General features: G+C 55.0%; 16 protein-coding genes. 6 read left to right on the top strand and 10 right to left on the bottom strand.

Annotated elements, in window-relative coordinates; genetic code table 11:
• Positions 1-75: 75 nt before the first annotated feature.
• The 4 genes from VK738_15835 to VK738_15820 form a co-directional block, all read right to left on the bottom strand.
• Positions 76-591, bottom strand: a complete 516-nt coding sequence (locus VK738_15835) for an isoprenylcysteine carboxylmethyltransferase family protein (GenBank protein ID HTD24129.1) — start codon at positions 589-591, stop codon at positions 76-78.
• A gap of 35 nt (positions 592-626) precedes the next feature.
• Positions 627-1,898: a phosphoserine phosphatase SerB gene (gene serB / locus VK738_15830; protein ID HTD24128.1), complete on the bottom strand. Its 1,272-nt coding sequence runs from the start codon at positions 1,896-1,898 to the stop codon at positions 627-629.
• Between the two features lie 195 nt (positions 1,899-2,093).
• Complete coding sequence (locus VK738_15825) at positions 2,094-4,202, bottom strand: hypothetical protein (protein ID HTD24127.1); 2,109 nt, start codon at positions 4,200-4,202, stop codon at positions 2,094-2,096.
• A gap of 400 nt (positions 4,203-4,602) precedes the next feature.
• Positions 4,603-6,000, bottom strand: coding sequence for an Ig-like domain-containing protein (locus VK738_15820; GenBank protein HTD24126.1), 1,398 nt, complete (start codon positions 5,998-6,000; stop codon positions 4,603-4,605).
• A 228-nt stretch (positions 6,001-6,228) separates the two neighbouring features.
• On the opposite strand from VK738_15820, the gene ligD reads away from it, so the two are divergent.
• Positions 6,229-7,152 (top strand): non-homologous end-joining DNA ligase, encoded by a 924-nt coding sequence (gene ligD / locus VK738_15815; protein ID HTD24125.1) that lies wholly within the window; start codon positions 6,229-6,231, stop codon positions 7,150-7,152.
• 83 nt (positions 7,153-7,235) lie between these two features.
• Here ligD and VK738_15810 read toward each other — a convergent pair whose 3' ends face one another.
• Complete coding sequence (locus VK738_15810; GenBank protein ID HTD24124.1) at positions 7,236-8,387, bottom strand: hypothetical protein; 1,152 nt, start codon at positions 8,385-8,387, stop codon at positions 7,236-7,238.
• A gap of 1,252 nt (positions 8,388-9,639) precedes the next feature.
• On the opposite strand from VK738_15810, the gene VK738_15805 reads away from it, so the two are divergent.
• Positions 9,640-10,503 carry a polyphosphate kinase 2 family protein gene (locus VK738_15805; protein HTD24123.1) on the top strand — a complete coding sequence of 288 codons (864 nt, stop codon included), beginning with the start codon at positions 9,640-9,642 and terminating at the stop codon, positions 10,501-10,503.
• A gap of 117 nt (positions 10,504-10,620) precedes the next feature.
• On the opposite strand, the gene VK738_15800 is transcribed toward VK738_15805, so the two are convergent.
• From VK738_15800 to VK738_15780, 5 genes are all read right to left on the bottom strand, one after another.
• The gene (locus VK738_15800) at positions 10,621-13,806 is read right to left on the bottom strand and encodes a hypothetical protein (GenBank protein ID HTD24122.1); all 3,186 of its coding nucleotides are present in this window, start codon (positions 13,804-13,806) and stop codon (positions 10,621-10,623) included.
• Between the two features lie 103 nt (positions 13,807-13,909).
• Positions 13,910-15,025: an alanine dehydrogenase gene (gene ald, locus VK738_15795; GenBank protein HTD24121.1), complete on the bottom strand. Its 1,116-nt coding sequence runs from the start codon at positions 15,023-15,025 to the stop codon at positions 13,910-13,912.
• A gap of 17 nt (positions 15,026-15,042) precedes the next feature.
• Complete coding sequence (locus tag VK738_15790) at positions 15,043-16,539, bottom strand: aldehyde dehydrogenase family protein (protein ID HTD24120.1); 1,497 nt, start codon at positions 16,537-16,539, stop codon at positions 15,043-15,045.
• Between the two features lie 1,016 nt (positions 16,540-17,555).
• Positions 17,556-18,170, bottom strand: coding sequence for a hypothetical protein (locus VK738_15785; protein ID HTD24119.1), 615 nt, complete (start codon positions 18,168-18,170; stop codon positions 17,556-17,558).
• A 198-nt stretch (positions 18,171-18,368) separates the two neighbouring features.
• A complete protein-coding gene (locus VK738_15780) occupies positions 18,369-19,043 on the bottom strand; it encodes an isoprenylcysteine carboxylmethyltransferase family protein (GenBank protein HTD24118.1) in 675 nt (224 codons plus the stop codon).
• A 351-nt stretch (positions 19,044-19,394) separates the two neighbouring features.
• Here VK738_15780 and VK738_15775 point away from each other — a divergent pair, with 351 nt between their 5' ends.
• The 4 genes from VK738_15775 to mreD all read left to right on the top strand — a co-directional run bounded on the left by VK738_15775 (position 19,395) and on the right by mreD (position 23,672).
• Entirely contained in the window at positions 19,395-20,657 is a 1,263-nt protein-coding gene (locus VK738_15775) for a hypothetical protein (GenBank protein ID HTD24117.1), read from the top strand.
• 192 nt (positions 20,658-20,849) lie between these two features.
• A complete protein-coding gene (locus tag VK738_15770; protein ID HTD24116.1) occupies positions 20,850-21,914 on the top strand; it encodes a rod shape-determining protein in 1,065 nt (354 codons plus the stop codon).
• Between the two features lie 109 nt (positions 21,915-22,023).
• Positions 22,024-23,139 carry a rod shape-determining protein MreC gene (gene mreC / locus VK738_15765; protein ID HTD24115.1) on the top strand — a complete coding sequence of 372 codons (1,116 nt, stop codon included), beginning with the start codon at positions 22,024-22,026 and terminating at the stop codon, positions 23,137-23,139.
• Positions 23,136-23,672, top strand: coding sequence for a rod shape-determining protein MreD (gene mreD / locus VK738_15760; GenBank protein HTD24114.1), 537 nt, complete (start codon positions 23,136-23,138; stop codon positions 23,670-23,672). Before mreC ends, mreD begins: the two co-directional genes overlap by 4 nt.
• Positions 23,673-23,924 lie beyond the last annotated feature (252 nt).

Here is a 23,924-nt window from a genome sequence, read left to right as displayed (position 1 = left end):
AGACATCTTAGACCATTTTCGGAGCTAGCGGGTGGATTGCCAACATCCTTCAGACTGCCGCGAAAAGAAAAACATTTACTTTTGCTGCTCGCTTGTTCTCCACGGTCTAAGGCGCGGAATCCATCGCGGGACATTGGCACAAAAGACCTTATATTCATCTCCGAAAGTTGAGCGCAATGTGGGCTCCTCATACAGCAACACAAACAGATGAAACGCCAGCCAGACGGAAAACCCGTACTCGATGACCCGCAGATTTCCCAGCAGCAGCCCCTGGCCAAAGATCAACGAAACCACCGCAACGTACATAGGATTGCGTACATGATGATAGAGCCCGCTGACCACGAGGTGACGGGTTGGGAAGACCGGCGCTGGCGTTCCCAAGCCCTTGAGCGCAAAGCGGGCAAACGAATCCAGCAGCACCGGAAGACCGGCCGCGATCAAGAGCCCACCGGCAAAGCGAATGGGTGGAAGGCCAAGCAAGGGAGCTTGCATCCGCCAGCGTGATATCCACCAGGGCACGAGCCCGGCAACACCGCCCGGAGCGATGACGAGAAAAAGCGCAGATCCAAGAACGGCCAATATTCGTCTCATTGTGTTTCCGGTAGGACTGGCGAAGAAGTACCCACTTAATCCTCCTTCTGAGAACCGAGAACTGACCTGTCCCGGCTTGCCGTGGAGAACCGAGAACCGCTTTCCATGTGCCGATCTCGAAGACCGAGTAAATACAGCAACGCGTCCAGTCCCATGCGCGAGATCGAGTGTTCTGCTTTCCCGCGAACTAAAGGCTTGGCATGAAAGGCCACTCCTAGCCCGGCGACGCTCAACATCGGGAGATCGTTGGCGCCATCTCCCACGGCGATTGTCTGCTCCAGAGAGATTTCTTCCTGCTCGGCAATCTGCTTCAGCAACTCGGCCTTGCGCGCTCCATTAATGATCTCTCCCGCCGGCTCCCCTGTAAGCAAACCATCGGCGATATCCAATTCGTTGGCGTAAACGTAGTCAAAGCCGAGCTCGCTTTGCAGCTTCTGGGCAAAGCAAGTAAACCCGCCGGAGAGGATCGCCGTTTTGTATCCCAGCGCCTTGAGAGTCCGCAGCAGCCGGTGCGCGCCGGGCGTGATCGGCAGCCTCGACGCGACATCTTCTAACACATCGGCCGAAAGCCCTTTCAGCAAATTCAAGCGTTTGCGAAAGCTGGCGTTGAAATCCAGCTCTCCTCGCATGGCGGCAGCGGTGATGGCAGAAACTTGCTCGCCCACTCCAGCCAGTCGCGCCAGTTCGTCAATCACTTCCATCTGGATGAGCGTGGAATCCATATCAAAGACCACCAGCCTGCGGTTGCGGCGAAAGATGGAGTCTTCCTGCACGGCAATATCGAACTCTTGCTGGTCGGCGAGTGTGAGCAGAGTGCGTCGCAGCTCTACCGCGCTTACCAGATCGCCCGAGATGGTGAACTCGATGCACATGCGCGGCTCACCTGGGTCGCTGGCAGAAGCGCGCGCTGACAATCGGTCCATGATGTCAATGTTCAGGTTGTGCGTGGAAAATACACCGGTCACAATCGCCAGTTGCTCTGCCGTGATCTGCGGCGCAAGCAAGGTCACGATAAAACGCTGCTTATGCTGCTTCCGCACCCAATCGCGATAGTGCTCTTCCGAGATATGACTGATGCGCGCCGTTACCCCTAGTGCGCGTGCTTTTTCCCGGATGGCATGTTCCACGCCTTTGATGTTGCTCGTGGAATTGATCCTGACCATCAGCCCGAGCGCCAACGCATCGTGAATCACGGCCTGGCCGATATCCACAAGGATGGCCTCTGATTCCGCCAGCACCTGGGCAAAGGCGCTGGTAAGTCCGGGCTTGTCATCGCCGGTGATTGTAATAAGCAGGATTTTCGTCATGGATATTAAGAAGTATATGGATGAATTCTATTGGACAGGCTCAAATTGTTTTCCGTGAATAGAGTATAGAAGGCAGGAGCGCAGAATCGGAATGGGAGATAGCGCCGGCGCCGCAGCTTCGGTCCAGTGACGAAGCGGCCCATGACCGACCCTGGCAGGAGGCGTGGTGAGCCACGCTCCTGCCCGGCCGTGAGTTCAGTTGGTAGAGTATGTAATTGTCATGTTGTCAATGTAGACGGTGTATGGGTCGGCCCTGAAGTTCAGGTCGAGTTGGAAGGCATTGTTGAATGCCGCACTGAAGCCTGTGAAGATTGCCTGGTGCGAGGCTCCACTGGGAATCGTGGGAACATATCTCGTTTGATCGATAATGATGTCATCGAAAAAGATGGTCGTTCCCGAAACATGTTCATCCACTTGCACATGGTGCCAGGCGTCCGCGGTAAAGCGCGGCACCAGGATTCCCGTGTCGTACCAGGTCTTGTCGCTCCACTGGAAGGTGCGCATCTGCATCTTGGTCGGATCGCTGATTCCGGCATACAGGGCCTGCCATCCGGTGTTGTAGACCGTGCCCTGAAACTGCTGCTGCGTTTCCCATTCGATGGCTTGCGGATTGTTCTCCTGCCCGGAGGGAATCAGCAAGTCAAACGAGTAGGTCTGTTGTGTCACCAGTGCCGAAGGCATGGCCGGCGTAGAGGTCGCAGTCCGGTTTACGTACCAGTAGGAATCCGCGTAAACTGCGGTCCCGCCGATCGAGAACAAGTGCGAGAACCCGTCGGCGCTGTTGTTGGGCGAGGCGACCAGGCTTTGGCTGGTTACGGGTTGCGGCCCGGTCCCGCCGGGATCGCCACATCCGTTCAGGCATTGCAGCCAGGGGTTGATGTCATCAATCAGCGTATAGTTTCCACCCGGAGGGGGAGGAGTACCGCCGACCGAGAAAGTGAGAGTCTGGTCGCCGAAGCTCCCGCTGCTGTCCCAGGCGCGGACGACCAAGGTGTGCGAGCCGGATCCCACGTTCACGCTGGTGTTGATGGCGCTGATGTTGCTCTGGCTGAATACATCGGCACTGTCGAGGTAAATGTGCCATCCCACAATCGCGTTGGTGGATGTCGCCGATGCCTGGATGGTTACCGGCGAACTCACGGTCGAGTTATTGGCCGGAGTGCTCACCACTACATTCACGCCGGGTTGCAGAACGTTGACGGTGATGGTCTTGTCGCCGGAGGCCCCGCCGCTATCCCATGCGCGTACCACGATCGTATGTGGCCCGTTCGCCATGACCAGACTTGGGTTAATCGAGCTGACTGCGCCTGCGGTGTAGGAATCCACGCTATCCACGTAGACGTGCCAGCCGACGATCCCATTTCCGGAAGTGGCCGATGCCTGCAAGGCCACCGGTGAACTAACGCTGGAATTATTGGCGGGCGTGGTCAGGGTCACTTGCACTACGTTGGTTGCCGTCAAGGTAAGGCTTTGACTGTTATAGGCTCCGGTGCTGTCCCAGGCGCGGACGATCACGGTATGCGTGCCCGGACTCAATGCCAGGCTGGCTGAGATTGAGTTGGTCTGGCCGGCGCTGAAGGAATCCACGTTGTCCACATAGACATGCCAGGCGATGATTGTATTGGGAGAGGTGGCGCTCGCCTGAATGGTCGCCGGCGATGCCACCGTGGCATTGTTAGCGGGAGAGCTCACCGCTACCCCAACTCCCGGAGACGCCACAGTGAGGCTGAAAGTCTGGGAGCCCAACGCGCCAGTGCTGTCCCAGGCGCGAACGATTACGGTGTGCGAACCCACGCTCATGAGCACGTCGGCGCTCAGTGTACTGCCCGCACCTCCGGAGAACGAGTCAACGCTGTCAACGTAGACGTGCCATCCGGTGATGGGGTTGGCCGAAATGGCGTTGGCGTTAATGTGGGCAGGCGAATAAGCAGTTGCGCCGTTCAACGGTGAGCTGACACTCACGGTGACGCCCTGGGCCACAAAGTTTAGAGTCAGGGTCTGGCTGGCGAATGCGCCCGAACTGTCCCAGGCGCGCACGACGACAGTATGAGTGCCATTGGCGATCGTAAGATTGGTATTGATTGCATTGACAGCGCCGGAGCTGTAGGAATCAACGCCGTCTGCATAAATGTGCCACCCGGTAATGACATAACCGGGAGTAGGGGTTGCCGATGCATTGATATTTACGGGAGAGGTGACGTTGGAGTTGTTTGCCGGGCTGCTAACCGAGACAGCGATTGCAGACGCCGAAACGGAACAGACCAACACGAAGAACAAGAAACACAGCAATGTGTGTGATCTCATGAGCTAACATCCTTTCACTTTCAATTTTTGGTTAGGGTCTAATCAGCAGTATCAGGCTTCAAATTTCAGAAAGCTGGTCTGCATTGCTCGACTTTGACAACGATTCGCGGGGAACTGGGCACTTCCACAAGGACAGCGGAGGATTTCAAGCACTTAAGAGTGTGTAAGCCGGGCGCGAAGCGAAAACGTATGCAAAACATGGAGGCTCTCATCACCCAGACACGTCACTGAGGATATGATCGATTTTCCAGCGAATCATTGCCACACCTCAATTTCACAAAAGATTCGACCGGTGGTATCCGGGAATTGAATCGCGAATTAAGACAATGCCAACATGTTGCTGAGGCCGGCAGTGCTACAACTTGAATGAAGCTGTAGCACTACCCCAGAATGTGCTGGTTTAAAAATGGTTGTCGTGTGCCACTTTCTGCGCGGTGACATTAACGCCGATGTCGCGAGAAATGTTTGAATTGTTGTCAAATATCTTGCTTGAGACACCACCTAACTGGATCAGCGCGCCGAAGTCGCCGTCGCAGCACGTAACGGTGCGATGGAATGTTGTAGGAGCATAATTATTCAACAAAACCTCGGCCTTGTCGTCGAAGGCGAAAGAATGGAAAATCGCAAATCCCTCGGGCGACCGCTGGAACTTCCACACAATGTGGTGCCATCCCGCTTGCAGGCCATTCTTCATTGAGTCACTACCGTCGCGGGAACAAGTAAGCAGAGGAGGTATATTGCTATTGGCATCTTTCGTCGTGCCGTCGAGCGGCTGCCAGGTTCCCCCGCCGTTGACATCCCCGCCGTAGACGTTCCAGTATCCCTGCGTAAGGTCGCACTCGGTGTAGAACATCGTCCACGCGTTCTTCCAGACATACTGGGCATCGGTCTCAAAAGCCTGGGTTCCAGCAGGGTTGAACACATTAACAGACTCGTCCAGGGTCCAGAAGTCCTCCTCGCTGGAGGTATTCCATGAAGACTGGGGAGCTTCTTGGCCGAAGAGTACATTTGAGTATCCGATGTCCGTCTCGTAGAACTTGACGGACTTGTTGTCGGGGTGATTGTAACCAGCTACCACGGGTTGAGTGGACCCCGGCCCCTGCGCAGCTCGTTTGTCCACACTCCATACATTCGAAGAGTTATCGAAGTCGCAGTACACGTTTGCTGAGTTGATACAGCCCGAGGAAGTTCCGTTGACTGTCACGATCACCTGGCTCTTCGCCAGGATCTGGAAGGTGCCACTGCTGATCGATTGGACAACGATGGTGTGCGACCCATTCTGGGCCAGATTGTAGGCAGTATTAACCGTATTTCCGGGCGAGTCCCCGAGCTTGGCGCCGTAGGTTGCATCCCAGACCTCGAGATGGTCAATCGCCGATGGAGAGACCGCGGAGGCGGTCACCAGCACCGAATTGTTCTGATTGGAATTATTCGCCGGAGCTGTGATAGTTACGGTTTGGGGGGATGTGGTTACGGTGAGGCTGAGAGTCTGGGAGGCAAACGCGCCCGAGCTGTCCCAGGCGCGCACAATGACAGTATGAGTGCCATCGGCGATCGTAAGATTGGTATTGATTGCATTGACAGCGCCGGGGCTGTACGAATCAAGGTTGCTGTCTACATAAATGTGCCACCCGGTAATGACAAAACCGGAAGTAGGGGTTGCCGATGCACTGATGTTTACAGGAGAGGTGATGTTGGAGTTGTTTGCCGGGCTGCTAACCGAGACAGCGATTGCAGACGCCGAAACGGAGCAGACCAGCACAATGAACAAGAAACACAGCAATGTGTGTGATCTCATGAGCTAACATCCTTTCACTTTCAATTTTTGGTTAGGGTCTAATCAGGAGTATCAGGCTTCAAGTTTTGGAATGCTGGTCTGCATTGCTCGACTTGTAGATCAATTGCTGGGCAACACCCACGTTTGAATACAAGGGGCGTGTAGGGTCCGGAGCCCGCAAGCGATAACTTGTTTATTAAGAGGAGTATCCTTCGGGGCTGACGCATCTAATCCAGCGGGACTTTGTCTATGGCGAAAAATACTTCCATCATCGAAATCCAGGGCCGCAAGTTAAGCGTTTCTAATCTCGACAAAGTTTTATATCCTGCCGATGGTTTCACCAAAGGCGAGCTCATTGACTATTACATGCGCATCGCGCCGGTTTTGCTGCCCCACTTGCGCGGACGTCCGCTGACCATGAAGCGCTATCCCAATGGCGTGGGCGGCATGTTTTTTTATGAAAAGAACTGTCCTAAGCATCGTCCCGATTGGGTCCAGACCGCGCGCATCTGGAGCGAAGGCAACCAGCGCTGGATGGATTACTGCATGGCGCAAGACGTCGCCACTCTGGTCTGGGCGGCGAACCTGGCCAATATCGAATTGCACACCTCGCTCTCGCTCGCCAAAGATGTTTCGCGGCCGACTATGATGGTCTTCGACCTCGATCCTGGACCGCCTGCCACCATCGTGCACTGCTGCCAGGTCGCGCTGCGGCTGAAAGAATTTTTCACTTCGCTGCAGCTTGAAATTTTTCCCAAGACCTCCGGCTCCAAGGGATTGCAAGTTTATCTGCCGTTGAATACCAAAGCTACTTACGACCAGACCAAGCCCTTTGCCCACGAACTGGCCCGTAAGCTGGAGCGCGAGCATCCGGAATTGGTCGTTTCAGAGATGAAGAAGTCTTTACGGACCAACAAAGTTTTTGTGGATTGGAGCCAGAACGACCAGCACAAGACAACCGTCTGCGTCTATTCGTTGCGCGCCAAAGAGCATCCTACGGTTTCTACTCCCGTGATCTGGGATGAAGTTGCGCGCTGCCTGAAAAAGCAAGACCCCGAGCTGTTGCTGTTCACCGCCGATCAAGTGCTGAAGAGAGTGGAAAAATCGGGTGATCTTTTCGCGCCCGTTCTGAAGCTCAAACAAAAGATGCCCAAGCTTGCTGCCGTGGCCTGATGCAAATCAGTCGCCGCCTTCAGAGACGAAAAAGGCCCAGGTGATAGTTGCATCACCTGGGCCATCACTCCAGTAACCTGTTGTTAGTGAGTAAAAGCGAATTGAGTTACGCCCGATGCCTCGAAGTTGAGGTCGGCAGATAGCCCCCCTTCGTTGGCCAGAAGATTGCCACCAACCCGCAATAACCCAACGCGGTTGCCGTTATCAAGTGCAAACTGCGCCACGTTTGTGCTCTCAGTTACCCAGGGGTCATAGAGAGTGTTGTCTTTGACCAGCAGAGCGTTGCTGCCGTCACTGAGGATGATTCCAATGCGAGTTCCATCAAGCCGGAATTGGGTCACGCCATCGTATTCGTCAACCCAGCCACTGGTGAGGTCTCCTTCTTTGACCAGCAGGGAATTGTTGCCGTCATTGGGTATGATGCCAATGCGGGTTCCATTGAGTTGGAATTGAGTTACGCCATAGTATTCAGTTACCCAGGGGTCGTAGAGGCTGTTCTCTTTGACCAGCAGGGCATTGCTGCCGTCATTGAGGATGATGCCAATGCGGGTTCCATTGAGTTGGAATTGGGTCACGCCATTGTATTCGTCAACCCAGCCGCTGGTGAGGTCTCCTTCTTTGACTAGCAGGGCATTGCTGCCGTCATTGGGGATGATGCCAATGCGAGTTCCATTGAGTTGGAATTGGGTCACGCCATAATATTCGGTAACCCACGGACCAGAGAGATCTCCCTCTTTGACGTTCAAGGTGCCGCTGCCATCGAGGGTTCCAATACGGCTTCCATTGAGCGCGAATTGGGTTATGCCATAGTTTTCGGTGACCCAAGGAGCGGTGAGGTCTCCTTCTTTGACGAGCAGGGTGCCGCTGCCATCAATGACTCCGATGCGGCTTCCATTGATAGCGAACTGCGTCACGCCAGTGTATTCCAGAACCCAAGGCGCAAGGACCGTGCCTTCTTTCACATAGAGGTTTCCACTGTTATCAAGGTAGCCGATGCGGGGATAGCCGATCGTTACCGAGATCGTCGTGCTGTGATTCAGAGATCCGCTTACTCCGGTAATAGTCACCGAGAACCCTCCGCTCGGAATGCCCGCATTTGCCGTTACCGTCATCGTGGAAGAGTTGCCGGTTGTGCCATTGGGATTGAAGCTTGCGCTGGCGCCGCTCGGCAATCCGGAAGCGCTTAATGTGACGGCCCCATTGAACCCTTGCGTGCGGTCAATGAATACAGTCAAAGAGGCATTGCTTCCCTGTACGGCTCTAATGGATGTCGGGCTTGCCCAGATTGAAAAATCGCCGGGGGGTGGTGGGTTATTTTGGTTTTGTATTGTTTCGATAGCCGCAGTGTCTCCGATCCTGCCTACGCACATCGTGGTGCTTGTCCCTGTGCTGATCACCGTCCATCCCGGGGGGATTGCCGGTGTGATACTGCAAATAGTCTCTTGTTGGTGGAAGGGCTCTATATTGACATTGAGGATAGACCGTTGATTGCCAAACCCTACTTGACCACAAACGGTGTTGTCGGTCGGTGTATCGGTTATGACCCAGCCTGTAGGAATGGCGCTATTAAAGCACACAAGCGTCCTTGCATCTTGCGGTGCGTTGTTGAGGTTGATAAGAGTGTGTTGATTGTTTCCAGAGCTGCCGCAATTAAAATTTTGCGTCCTACCATCGCTGATACCCCAACCGGGCGGTACCGGCAGGCCATCGCTACACGCCAGCACCATCACGCCGTACGTAGGAATGGTTGCAATGTCTTCAATGGTCCTTTTGTTGTTTATTCCTGAGCCACACGCAGAGTCTGTTGAATAGGCTATGGAGACCCAACCGGCTGGAACGGCGACTGAAACACATTGTGCCGTAGTTGCTTGAGCATGGCTGGGGATGGAAAACGCTGAGACAGCCAAAAGAGCTAGCAATAAATATCTATAGATACATGCAGCTCCGCTGATTACTTTTCTGGGTTGCATATTCAATCTTCCATTTCTGGGCGCTTTTTACACCGTAGCGCCCGTTAAGGGTTTACTTGGTGTGGACATAATCCCGCGCAAGGCAGGAATGTCCCTGGAAGCATCTACATCCTATGAATGACCGAGAGGCAAAAACTTGCATGTACGCGGAAGGCCGAGTTGAAGCTGACTACAATGAGGCCCGGTCAAAAATCGCGCACGACTGAAGAAGAAACTGGAGTGGACGTTGCTTGCTGTTACAGGTTCTTCCTAATTTACAAGTAACATCCAGATACTTACGTTGATATAACTATTAGACGACACGATAGGGAAACACGGCTATGAAATTACTGCAAAAATGCGGTTTTGATATCACTTGTGAATTCCAAAATGGGTCAGTGCCGTTTTGAGACTATAAAAAATATCGCCTGTCGAAATCTTGAGAACTATCTTGTGTTGACACAGTTCTTCTTTCCCGGCTGTGCTCAATGAGACAATTACCTGCCCAAGGAGCGCAGTCCCAAGGAGCGCACTAAAGATGAATTACGAACAATTCCGCATCCCTCCATCGGGGAAGATCAAGATTACCGACTATGATTCCGCCACAACCGACGGCTTCAAAAATAAAGAGGATGCAGAGAGCAAACTGGCGGCCGACATCCAGCACATGGCCGAACTGCAAGACGTGCTCTATGCCTGCCGCCAACGCGCGCTTCTGGTTCTGTTTCAGGGCATGGATACCGCCGGCAAAGACAGCGTCATCAAGCATGTGATGTCGGGAATCAACCCTCAGGGCGTACGCGTGACCAGCTTCAAGCAGCCCACCGAAGAAGAACTGCACCACGATTATCTGTGGCGGGGCCACAAGGTGCTGCCCGAGCGCGGATTCATCGGGATTTTCAACCGCTCCTACTACGAAGAGGTGCTGGTGGCGCGCGTGCATCGCGAGGTTCTGGAAAGGGAAGGCATCAGTGAAGATACCAAGGCCCTGTGGAAGACCCGCTACGAAGAGATCAACAACTTTGAACGCTACCTCGAGCGCAATTGTGTGGTCATCCTGAAGTTCGCCCTCAACTTATCCAAGGCAGAGCAGAAGAAACGGCTCCTCAATCGCATCGAGACCCCGGAGAAGAACTGGAAATTTGCCCTCTCCGATCTGACCGAGCGCAAGCATTGGAACAAATACATGAGCGCCTACGAAGCCATGTTCAACCACACCAGCACCGAATGGGCGCCGTGGTATTTTGTCCCAGCCGATCACAAGTGGTACACGCGTGTGGTGGTCGCCGATGTGATCGTCTCCACATTAAAATCACTGAATCTAAAATATCCCGCCGTCACCCCCGAGCAGAAGAAACTTCTGGCCGAGGGCAAGAAGATGCTGGAAGAAGATAAAGATTAATAACGCGTCTTTCCAGACACCGTTCGCCTTTGCCTGGCAAATTGCCGGCGGGCCTGAGGATGAAAACTAAAGTGGTTGCATAAAATGGTTTTGGAGCGGCCCTCCAATTTGTGCTGCTTACTCCCCAGTAGCCGAAGGCAAGTAAAGCACCGGAATATCAGTTTTCTTGACCTGCTCATTGAAGGCCGGCACGTCGGAAGCCAAAACCTGTTTCCAGGCCTCGAGTTGCTGATCAAGCTTTCCTCTCAGCTTCTTGAAAACTTCATATTGTTGCTGCGTCGGGGCGCCATCGCCGGATTCAAGGCTTGAGGTGAAGCTATCGAACAGCTCATTAAGCATATCTGGAAATGCCAGATTCGCCTCTGAACCCTTCATGTTTACCTGGATCAGCTCTTCTTCTACCGGCGTTACTTTTTTGTCGAGCGCGTCGGCTTGTTCCAGCAGCGGCTTGAACTTGGGATCAGTTTCCAGCCTTGGATGCAGCGCCTTCAGCGCGGCGTGCAGTTCGCGAATCTGGTTTACCGCGCGGTGCAGCTCAGCGTTTGCCTGCCGCACCTGCATCTGCAGGTCAAATTGTTTTTGCAGGTCGGCTGAGTTGATGTTCTTCACCCGCGGATCAATCACAATCTCAAATGGTTGCGTCTGGCTCTGGGTTCCGACTGTGATCTTCACGGTATAGTTTCCCGGTAGTGCAAGCGGGCCGCGAGGTCCGGTGCCGCTGTAGAAAGCTCCTGGAATCTTGACCGGCGTTTCCCAGCGCAGGTTCCACGCATAGCGGTTCATGCCTGCGCTAGCGGGAATGGTGGTGACTTCTTTCACCTGGTCGGGCCACTCCGGCGGCTGCTCAAATTCTTTCTTCTCATGGCTAGAGAGACTACGCACCACCTTGCCATTGCTGTCGAGGATCTCCAGCTTGACTTCGTCCTTGGGAGCGGTCTTGAAGTAGTAATCAATGATCGCCCCCAGCGGAGGATCGTCGCCCAGCGGGCCACGCTTCTCGATCTGATCGGGATAGTGCAGGCGTATCGCCGCCTGGGGTTTGTACAGGATCATCTCCGCATTGGCCGAACTCGAGTCAATCTGCCGCAGCGGAGTGATGTTATCCAGCACCCAGAACGAGCGCCCATGCGTGGCCGCAACCAGATCATTCTGATGAATAGTCAGGTCGTGAATCGGGACGGGCGGCAAGTTCAGCTTGAGCGTCTGCCAGCTCCCACCATCATCTACTGAGAAGAACACGCCGGTTTCGGTTCCGGCAAACAGCAGGCCCTTGCGTACCGGATCTTCGCGCACCGAACGGACGTAAGAGCCTTCCGAAATACCGCTCGCGATCTTGGCCCAGCTTTTGCCGAAGTCGCGTGTGCGATAAATAAACGGATGCAAATCGTCCAGCTTGTGGCGGTCCACCGCGATGTAAGCCGTGCCCGCATCGTAGTGCGAAGGCTCGATGATGCTGATCATGCTCCACTCGGGTAGATCTTTGGGCGTGACATTCGACCAGTTCTTTCCGCCATCGGTCGAGACCTGCACCACGCCGTCGTCTGTACCCACCCACAGCAGGTCTTTCTGTACCGGAGATTCCGCCGCGGCGAAGATGGTGTCGTAGTATTCCACGCTGGTGATATCCAGCGTGATCGGCCCGCCCGAGGGCTTCTGCTTCGATTTATCGTTACGCGTCAGGTCGGGGCTGATCGCATTCCAGCTCTGTCCTCCGTCGGTGGACTTGTACAATATCTCGCCCGCGTTGTACAGCGTGTTCGGATCGTGGGGCGAAATAAACAGCGGCGAAGTCCACTGGAAGCGGTGCTCCAGCTTTTCTGCCCCGTTGCCCGAGGGATCGAGCGGCAGCACAGAGATATCCACCGCCTGCTCGGTGCGTTTGTCGAAGCGCGTGGTCACATACTCAGCCCCGGCATAGACGATGTTCGGATCGGGCGGATAAGGCGCAATGTATCCGCTTTCGCCGCCGCCGACTTCGTACCAATCCTGCCGTCCGATAATGCCATCGTCGTCGTAGCTCTTGATTGCTATGGTTGAGTTGTCCTGTTGCGCGCCGTAAATGTAGTAGGGCCAGCGATTGTCGGTGATCACGTGGTAGAACTGCGCCGTAGGCTGGTTGTACTCCGTGCTCCAGGTCTTACCGTTATCGGTGGAGACGGTTGCGCCGCCGTCGTTGCCGTTGATCATGCGCTGCGGATTATCCGGATCAATCCACAGGCCGTGATGATCGCCATGCGGCGCCGGCAGCAGGTTAAAAGTCCGGCCGCCATCGGTCGAGCGGAACATTCCGGTATTGAGCAGATAAACCGTGTCGGTTGATTTGGGATCGGCAAAGATATGGCTGAAATACCAAGCCCGCTGGCGCAGGCGTCCATCTTCGTTCATGCGGATCCAGCTTTCGCCCGCATCATCGGAGCGATAGAGCCCGCCATCTTTGGCCTCGATCAGCGCATAGACGCGGCTGGAATCCCCGCCAGAAACAGAAACCCCAATGCGGCCCATAATGTCGGCCGGCAAACCGTGGCCTTCCAGGCGCTTCCATGTGCTGCCGCCGTCGGTGGATTTGTAGAGCCCGCTGCCCGGCCCGCCGCTGCTCAGACTCCAGGGCGTGCGCACCACCTCCCACAGCGCGGCAAAGAGCGTGTTGGAGTTGTTCGGATCAAACACAACGTCAATGGCGCCGGTTTTGCTGTCCTTGAACAGGACCTTCTGCCATGTGGCGCCGCCATCGGTAGTGCGGAAGATGCCGCGCTCGTCATTCGGCCCGTAGGCGTGACCCAGGGCCGCGACAAAAACAATGTTCGCGTTCTTGGGATCAATTACAACCGCGCCAATGTGCTGCGTATCTTTTAATCCGATGTTCTTCCAGCTCTTGCCGCCATCCAGCGATTTGTAGACGCCATTGCCGTAAGTGATATTGCCGCGAATGCAGGCTTCGCCGGTGCCAACGTAAATGATGTTGTGGTCCGAGGACGAGACCGCGATGCTGCCGATGGAAGCGGTCCCTTCTTTGTCGAAGATCGGCTCCCAATTCGCGCCCGCGTCGCTGGACTTCCAAATCCCGCTGGAAGCCCCGCCGAAATAGAAGACATTGGGTTCGCCGGGGACGCCGGTAACGGCCAGCACGCGGCCTCCGCGAAACGGCCCGACCTGCCGCCAGCGCATTGCGCCGAACAGCTTCTCATCAATCGCGCCCGTTGAGGTCTGCGTTGATGCTTGCTGCGAAGTTTGCTTTTTCGATTGGCTGAAAGAAAGTGAGGCGAGAAACACAACGAGCAAAACAAGAATACTTCGGCGAATCATTGGGCACTGCTCCTGAAAAGGAATCAAAGCGAACATGATACAAGAGCCGATGGTTCCGAGCCACCTCTTCGCTGCCGCAGGCGGGCGCGTTGCGGCAAACAATTTATCCCAACAAGGCCATTACGTCTTTCCAGGGCTTGCCTTGCGACTGGGCAACGGCGGCGTAGGTGACATTGCCCTGATAGGTATTCACTCCCGCGCGAATGCTGCTATCGGCCTTGATGGCGGCCTCAGCACCGTGCTGTGCCAGCTTCATGACATAAGGGAAGGTTGCGTTGGTCAGTGCCAGCGTGGAGGTATGCGGCACAGCGCCCGGCATATTGGTCACGCAGTAGTGCACCACGCCGTCCACGACATACGAAGGATTGCTATGGGTCGTGGGCCGGGCGGTTTCGACGCATCCGCCCTGATCAATGGCGACGTCTACGATCACGGCGCCTTTCTTCATCTTCGAGACCATGTGTTTGGTGACCAATTTGGGAGCCGACGCGCCGGGAATGAGCACGCCGCCAATCACCAGGTCAGCCTCGGCGGTGGACTTGGCAATCGAATAAAAATTGGATGCCAGGGTGTGCAGGCGTCCGCCAAAAATGTCGTCGAGTTCGCGCAGCCGATTCAGATTTAGATCAATGATGGTGACGTTGGCCCCCATGCCCAGGGCAATCTTGGCCGCGTGCGTGCCCACAATGCCTCCACCGATGATCGTAACCGTCGCCGGCGGCACTCCTGGGACTCCGCCCAGCAATACGCCGCGCCCGCCTCGTTCTTTCTCTAGATACGTCGCGCCTACCTGCACCGACATGCGTCCTGCGACCTCGGACATCGGCGTCAACAGCGGCAGCGTGCCTTGTCTATCGGTGACGGTCTCGTAGGCGATGCCGGTAACTTTTTTCTTGAGCAGCTCGTTGGTCAAATCGGGAATGGGCGCGAGGTGCAGGTACGTAAACAGCACCAGGTTCTCGCGGAAGAACCCAATCTCTTGCGCGATCGGCTCCTTGACCTTGACCACCATCTCCGCCCGGCCCCAGACTTCCTTCTCCGTGCCTACGATCTCGGCGCCGGCATGTTGATAGTCGCTGTCAGGCAGGGAAGAGCCCTCGCCCGCCTTGGTTTGGACGAGGACCTGGTGGCCGGCATCCACCAGCGCTTTTACACCCGCAGGCACAATGCCCACTCGTGCTTCGTTGTCTTTGACTTCTTTAGGAACACCAATAATCATTCGTGGTTTTTGTCCTTCTACTCAGTTCTGTCTATCTGTGCGCGCTGCAATTTATCGGAATAATCAACATACACCGATTTCCACTCGCTGTAGAAATCAATGGCTGCTTGTCCGCCTTCGCGATGTCCGTTGCCGGTTTGTTTGGTGCCGCCGAAGGGCAAGTGCACTTCCGCGCCGATGGTGGGAGCGTTGACGTAAGTTATCCCCGCGTCGAGATCGCGGCTGGCCACGAAGGCCTTGTTGACATCGTGGGTATAGATAGATGTAGAGAGCCCATACTGCACGTCGTTTGAGATTGCAATGGCATCTTCAAAGCTTTCGCAGGGAATCACGGCCACCACCGGCCCAAAGATCTCTTCCTGCGCAATCCGCATCTTCGGACCCACGTCGCCAAACACCGTCGGCTCATGGAACCAGCCTTGGGAATACGCCCCGCCGTTTAAGCGGTGGCCGCCGTACAGAAGTTTGGCGCCTTCGTTCTTGCCGATCTCCACGTATTTCTGCGCAGTCTGGAGTTGCTGCTCATTGATCTGCGGACCCATCCCTGTCGACTCATCCAACCCATTGCCGACTTTGAGCTTGCGCACGCGGTCGAGAAACTTATCCATGAATTCGTCGTAGATACTTTTCTGCACAATCACGCGGCTCGATGCAGTGCAGCGCTGGCCGGTCGTGCCAAAGCCTCCCCACACCGCGCCATCCACTGCAAGATCAATGTTGGCGTCTTTCAGCACAATCATCGCGTTCTTCCCGCCCATTTCGAGCGAGCAGTGTTTGAAGCTGCGCGCCGCGGCCTCGCCCACTATGCGTCCAACTTCGCTTGACCCGGTAAACGAAATTGCGCGGACGTCCTTATGTACCACCAGTGGCGCGCCGCATTCCTCCCCGAAGCCGGTCACAATGTTGACCACGCCCTTGGGAAGCCCGCCCTCAACCAGCGCCTGCACCAGGTTAAAGGTGGAAAGCGGAGTATCTTCCGCCGGCTTGATGATGCAGGTATTGCCGCAGACCAGCGCCGGCAACAGCTTCCACGACGGGATGGCCATAGGAAAGTTCCACGGCGTAATCATGCCGCACACGCCCACCGGCATGCGCACCGACATGGCAAATTTGTTGGGCAGCTCGGAGGGCACGGTTTGCCCGAACATACGCCGGCCTTCACCGGCCATGTAGTAGGCCGTATCCACCGCTTCCTGCACGTCGCCGCGGGTCTCGCTCAGGACCTTGCCCATTTCGCGGGTCATGTCGCGGGCATATTCTTCCTTGCGTTCCAGCAGGATCTCGCCCGCACGAAAGATGACCTCTGCCCGGTGCGGGGCCGGCACCAGTCGCCACTTCTCGAAGGCAACTTTGGCGGCCGTGACCGCCGCGTCAACGTCGTCTTTGCCGCTACGCTGGAAGATGCCGACCACGTCGCTGGTGTCGGCCGGATTCAGGTTCTCAAACGTCTGCCCGGTGCGGGCCTCGACCCACTCACCGTTAATATAATTGCGATAGATTTTTGGGGTAGCCATAGCTTGTCCTTGCCGGGGGGATGTAATGATGTTGGGCGCTGCAACCAGTGCAGAGCAGAATGTATCCTCGAACTATTTATCGTACATCATCGGCGGGATTGGCGTCTCTGGTGCAGTCCCCAGTCCTCAGCAAAAGCAACCGCAAAGACCTTTCGCCGCGTATGAAGGCGGGGGGGAGGCGGGGGATTACTTCCCCCACCCCCATTACTTGGAGTAGTCAATGCGCAATTAAGTCATGCGCAGTCAACGAGATAAGGCGGGGGAGGGAAGTAGTCTTGCAGTTAGCCGCCAGGCGGCGGTCTCGATGCGGTGTCTTGCGCGGTTGGCCAGTACCGAGTTCACATTTTTCGCCGGGCTTTGCTCCACAGGTGGGACAGCGGATTGCTAATATCCGCTTTGCGGGGACTTCATTTTTCTTCATGCGGGCACGATTGTGCCAACGCAAAGGAATGAATACTGTGCAATTTTGCACACCCATCAGTGCTCTTTTTCACCACGGAGACACAGAGAAAAGCAAAAGACTTTCGCCACGGATTAACGCGGATCAACGCTGATTTTCCAGAAGATTGTGGGAGACCCACCCCCCACTTGCTGGCAGGTGTTTTTGAGTCCCAAAACCGCGTCTGAGCCGCGTCATTACTGGCGAAAAGCGACTTGGCGCGGGGGACTTGCTGCTAGTAGCAGTACTCGGTACTCAGTCTTCAGTGCTCTTTTTCACCACGGAGACACAGAGACACAGAGAAGAGCCTCAGAATCCCTGATCGCAATGAATTTTCAAAGAACCTAAAGGGTTATGAATCCCAGCACTCTCAAATGCTGTATTCGTTCTCTTGCAGTTGTCTTTACTGGCAACCTGTCCCGGCTTGCCGTGGACCGGCAACTGGCCGCCGGCAACTGCTTCTCTATGATGACCTGCAGTTTCCAAGGAAAGCAAGGTTTTGATATCAGATTGGTACCAATCAGCAGGTTTGTAATCCGCGCTGATCCGCGTTCATCCGGCGAAAAGCCTTTCCGGCTTAGTCCCCTATCGTTGGACTCTGGGCGGTTGCCGGTTTGATCTGGTCGTAGTGGATCGCAAGGTCCTGGTCGGTGTAGAAAAACTTGTTACCAGTTTTGCCTGGCTTCTGCGGCGAAGCGGTAATCTGAAAGCCGGCGGCGGATGGGGTTGGGTAATTGAAAATGTATCCGACTGCGGAGCCCTTTTTGATTACCTCTTCCACCAGGTCTGGAGCACCCGAGTTTTGCAAGGTCTCCGATCCCTCGAGTTCTCGCAGGTTGCTCGCGTAATGCTGGTTGTGCTTGGCGTAGTCAGCGTTGGCCGTCGCCAGCAGACGCAACGTGAAGGCGGCACTACTCTCATTAGCTGAGATCATGTTGTGTGGCTCGCCGCTGAACAGCATCAAAGAAAACACCACAAGCATACAATCGCAGACTATGATGAGCGAGCCCAAAATCCAGTTCCGCGCGGTACGCGCACCCCGGTAGGTCAGGAAAGCGGATACCGTTGCCAGAACAAACATCAGGATCACACCAGACGGGAATCCGTAAGTCAGTTCAAGATGCCAAAGGGTGACTGGTATCACGACGGCAAGCGCCGTCAACAAAAGCCCCAACGCTGTTTTGAGATTCATATTTCTCCCTCTCCGTCTGAATCGGTTGTGCTGATACCTTTTGGATTCGAAACTCTATGCCTTTGCCGACCCGTGCCGGTGGGGGAGAGGGAAATCTGCGGCGCGGAACTTCAAGATACTACTTCGCCGGTCAATTTTAGGCTGTTTTCAACTACAAAAATTTTCTTTGTTAATGAAGGCTGGAGCGATGCTTCCAAGTTACCAAATCCCCGGAATCAACCGATAGCGTGTTTGCTGGCAATATTCCGCGTATCCGGGCAACTGGTTGCTTAGGACTTTTTCTTCGTTGAGCAGGCGAAAGACGATCAGCAGGATGATCAGCAGAAATCCCGGCAGCGCCCAATACGATCCCAGGGCAAGCGGGGTAAAGAACAACAGTACTACGCCGCCCAGATACATGGGATGACGGACAATCGCGTACGGACCGCTCGAGATCACACGCTGATCGGCGCTTACCTCAACGATGCTGGAGGCGAAGCTGTTGGTTTTCATGACCCACAGGATCACGAGATATCCGGCGAGCACCATCGCCTGGGAGACGATGGTCAGCCATAACGGCATTGGGCCCCTGGCGTGGTGTGACCAGCCGAAGCGGTAATCCAATCCGGGAAGCATCATGGAGACCAGAAAGACCAGCTTGACTACACCCATGATCAGTTTCTGGGTGGGCTCTTTTTCCTGGGTCTGCATGCGGCGCTCTATCAACCCAGGGTCACGCCGGTAAAAATAGATCGTGCTCGCGATCGTGGTGCCGAAAAAGATTGCCATGAATACCCATCCTTGCCAGAACTTCAGCGAGCCGGCAGGAACAAAAATCAGCGCTGCCATCACCAGGGCGAAGAAGAGGGAACGGACGATCAATTTTGATTTCACGGGAAGACATTTTAACCACAAAGGACACGAAGGAACACAAAGGAAGGCAAAGGCTTTTCGCCGCGGATGGACGCGGATCAGCGCGGATTAAGAAAACAGGTCCAAGGTCTCAGGTGCAAGTTCCAAGGATAAAGATTTAACCGCAAAGGACACGAAGGGATGCAAAGGAAGGCAAAAGCTTTTCGCCGCAAAATACGCGGCTCAGGATGACAGTCCTAAAATGATCCTAATGACTCAATGACCCAATCCCCCTTGTGGTGAGACATTTCTTTACATTTCACCGAAATACTCACTTTTCGACCGCCATATGTTGTGTTACTCTGCTTGCAATTCCCGCGAATTTCTAAGCCTGTGGCCGACATTAAAAAAGGCGGAATTCATGTTGACTGGACCACTGTGACCTATCGCAGTGTCCTGATGGCAGTGCTCGGGTTGGTTGCGGCGGGCGCGCTTGCTACCTTCTTTATCTTTCCCAGCTTCAGCAACTCGGTCATTAATAAGGTGGAAGAGAAAGTCAACGGCATGCTGGGCCGAACCGGCACGGGCGATAACACCCCGCAAGGTCCTTCCACCCAGGCCCACTTCACCAACATTGACGGCACGGTCAGCGTGAGAAGGGTGAGCAACCCCGGTGTCTGGGTCAAAGCGGATTATGGCCTGCCCCTGGAGCAGGGTGACGTTGTAAAGACCGATGCCGCAGGCATTGCCAAGCTGGCCTTTGCCGACGGCAGCACCTACCTCATCCAGCAGGATTCGCTGGTGACCATTGAAGAGAGCACGACCAACGCCGCCCAGCAAAATGAAGTCTCCGTACGCGTGAATACGGGCAACATCGCGCTCAATACCGGCGAGATTCCTTCCACTCAGCAGGTAAAGATTGATCAGACCTCCACGACGCTGGGCCGCGATAGCGCCTTGCAGGCCTCCAAACACGGCAATAATCCTGAGGTGCTGGTGACCAAGGGCGAAGGCACCTTCAAGATAGGAGGAGTCACTGAAAAGGTGGCTCCCTTCGAGAAGGTAGTCATTGACTCGGAAAATCAGACCTTCGCCAAGAAAAAAGAGGTGGCCCCGCCTGTGCTGCTGGCTCCGGCCAACATGATGCCCATTTTTGTCACGTCGAATGCCCGGTCCGCGGATTTGAGCTGGACCCCGGTGGAGGGCATCACTACCTATCATGTGCGTGTCTCCCGCAACCCCTATTTTTCTTCCGTCGAGAAAGAAACCAAGATTGAGAACACAAATTGGAAGGTCAACGGCCTGGAAGAGGGCAAATACTACTGGCAGGTGCTATCGGTAGATGAAAATGGCCATGAGTCCATTCCCAGCGATGCCAGCGTGTTCAGCATCGTGGCCAAAGGGACTGAAGGTATATCCCTGGCGTTGGAAGTAAGCCAGCTTATCCAACACCAGCACGTCATTGAGATTAAAGGGAACACCCAGCAGGGCGCCCGGGTCATGGTTAACGGGGAGCAGGTGCCGGTGATTGCCTCAGACGGCAGCTTTACCTACTTCACTCCGCCGCTGCCTTCCGGGGAAAACGTAATTACCATCACCGCCCAGAACGAAAAAGGCGGCGTGGCCACCCAAACCAAAAAAGTTGTGATTCAATAAGATTGCCTGTTTTGCCAACGATGACACTTCCGCTCTGCCAAAGGCTGGGGCGAAGACCTTAGATGCAGGGTGAGGTTTTGGTGAGCATGGTTCCCGGCGAGCTTTTTAGCCAGGACACAGCACTGAAGTGCGTCAAACCTCTCAGATTGATGTTTTAAGCAACAGAAATTGGAGTATAAAGAAGCTATCAGTATGTCATCAAACGGATTTCACTCGCAGAATTCGAAGGTTAATAACTTTCGTTCCCTTTTTAGTATGTTCTCCAGTGACCTGGCCATCGATTTGGGAACGGCCAACACATTGGTCTATGCCAAGGGCAAGGGCATTGTCGTCAACGAACCTTCTATCGTCGCCATCAATAAATTGACCGGTGAGGTTGAGGCCGTCGGCAAAGAAGCCAAAGAGATGCTGGGCCGCACGCCCGGTAACATCGTCGCCATCAAGCCCATGAAAGACGGCGTCATCGCTGACTTCAAAGTCACCGAGAAGATGTTGAACTACTTCATCCAGAAGGCCCATAACAGGAAGATGCTGGTGCATCCGCGCATCGTGATTGGCGTGCCCTCTGAGATTACCCAGGTGGAAAAGCGCGCTGTCATGGATTCCGCCTACCGCGCCAAGGCCAGCGAGGTGCATCTTGTTGAACAGGCCATGGTGGCTGCCATCGGCGCCGGGCTTCCTATCACCGAGCCCAGCGGCAACATGGTGGTGGATATCGGCGGCGGTACCACCGATATCGCAGTGATTTCCCTTAGTGGTATCGTCTATTCCCGCTCCGTCCGCATGGCCGGTAACCAGATGGATGAGGCCATCATGAATTACCTCAAGCGGAAATATAACCTGCTCATCGGCGAACGCACCGCCGAGCAGATCAAGATTGAGATTGGATCCGCTTATCCGCTCGATAAGCCCCTGACCATGGAGATCAAGGGCCGCAACCTCATTGAAGGCGTCCCCAAAACCATCACCGTGGATGATAGCGAGATCCGCGAGGCCCTGAGCGAATGCGTTGGCACCATCATGAACGCTATCCGCGTAGCCCTGGAGCGCACCCCGCCCGAGCTTTCTGCTGATATCAGCGATCGCGGCATCGTGCTCACCGGCGGTGGAGCGCTGCTCAAGAACCTGGATAAGCGCATCCGTGAAGAGACCGGCCTGCCCGTCTCGATTGCCGATGATCCCCTGGCCAGCGTGGTGCTGGGCACAGGGAAGATGCTGAGCGACTTCAAGCTTTTGAGAAAAATCTCAATCGAATAGTCTTGGACCACAAGCGACTGGTCTGATAACTCAAGGTGGTTTTTCGCCAAGCGCACTTCTCGGGAGTGGTGCGCTTGCCATTCTGGTCTACTCCGTTTAAACGTCACACATGGAAAGCTTTTTCAGCCGCTATCGCAATCCCATGATCCTGGGCATGGTTTTATTGCTGCAGGTTTTTGGCTTGGCGGTGCAAGTCAAACGTCCGGTTGATCCCAGGCATCCGGAGGCGGGCTCGGTGCGCATGATTCGCCTTTGGGTTTCCGCCACGATCACGCCGCTCGAGCGCGTATTCGTCGCAACCGGAAGCTGGATGGCGCAGAGCTGGCATGACTACGTAAATGTTGGCGGGCTGCGGCGGGAAAATCGCGAGCTACACGAGCAGAATGAAAAACTGCTGCTCGAAGAAGCCCGCATGGCCGAAGAGGCAAACCAGGCGCGCCGGCTGCAGGCGCTGCTCGATTTCAAACAGCATTTCATCGTGCAGACGGTTGCCGCCCAGGTGATCGGCTCGAGCGGTACGGAGCAATCGCGCATTCTTTATATTGACCGCGGCTCAGGCGACGGCCTGAGACCCGACATGGCAGTCATTACCCCGGATGGGGTTGTGGGCAAAGTGCAGGAGGTGTTTTCTTCTACCGCACAGGTGCTGGTGATGAATGACCTCAGCAGCGGCGTGGGGGCCCTGCTTGAAAAGTCGCGCCTGCATGGAGTGGTGAAGGGAACCGCAACCGGCGAGCTTCTCCTCGATCACATCATGGTTGATGAAAAGATTGAGCCAGGAGAGCGCGTGCTCACCAGCGGTGGGGACCGGATTTATCCCAAGGGGCTGCCTATCGGTACGGTCGCACAGATTTCACCTGGAAACAATTTGTTTCTGAGCATTCATCTCAAGCCGACTGTGGATTTGAACCGGCTGGAAGAGGTGCTGGTGGTAACGCAGCCGCATTTAGAGCAGGCGGACTCCGAGAATCCAGTCAAGGCGGCGGACATCCTGGCGCAACGGTTGCCTGGGGTCACGCAGAAACAGGAAAATCCTGCGGATGGGCAAGTCGGTGCCGTGAACAGCGTGCCTGCAAATCAGAAACAGAATCCGGTTCCGGTCAAGATCAAACCCATACGACCACCGGTGAAGAGTGCTCCGCAAAATCAGCCAATGGCCACGCCGACTCCTGTAACTACTCCATCTTCCACACCCACACCGCCCGAGGTCGCCAAACCGCAATGAGCGCAGCCGTAATCTACACGTCAAGGGAAGAGATTGAAGTTTACCGCTTTAATCTTGCCGCCACATTTTTCATTCCTTTAGTTGCGCTGCTGCTGCAGTCGTATCTGCCGGTGGCATTTCATGGAAGGCTGCACTTCTTCGACGTCTTCGACCTGCCGCTGCTGGTCACGATTTTTTTTGGCGTGGCGCGGCGCAATCCGATAGCCGGTTCCATTACGGGATGCCTGATCGGCCTGGCGCAAGACGCGCTGACCCACAACTACCTGGGATTGTTTGGCATTGCCAAGACTTTTGTGGGGTACGGCGCTTCTTCGCTGGCGACTAAGATTGACGTCGAGAATCCGGGCTCGCGTTTTTTGATTACGGTGGGCTTCTACATCATTCATCGCATCGCGTACCTTCTGGTGCAGCACGGAATGGTGGAACAAAACGCTCCGGCAAACTGGCTGCACAGCATTGGAGCGGCGCTGGCCAACGGCCTACTGGCGATTGTGGTGTTTTGGGTGCTGGATAAATTCAAACAAAGAGGGTAGCAGCAACCCTCAGCTCGCAGTTGTCAGGAAATAGTGGCTCGCCGGGACAGGTTGCCAGTTGCCAGAAAAAGCAATCCTTTGGTTTCTCAATTCGCAGTGCCAGGGCATTCAAGAGTCAACCCAATCGCACTGTAAGTGCGTACTTATTTAATCCTTGCTCCAGTGAGAAATTTGGGCTAAGCTTCAACTTTACCCCCTATATTTTCTCCCTAAAAAATCAGGAATTCCTGAAGCCTGAACAACCGCTCGAGG

It is taken from the genome of Terriglobales bacterium, assembly GCA_035487355.1.
GTDB lineage: Bacteria > Acidobacteriota > Terriglobia > Terriglobales > Acidobacteriaceae > QIAW01.
This window is presented reverse-complemented; position numbering and strand designations above follow the sequence as displayed.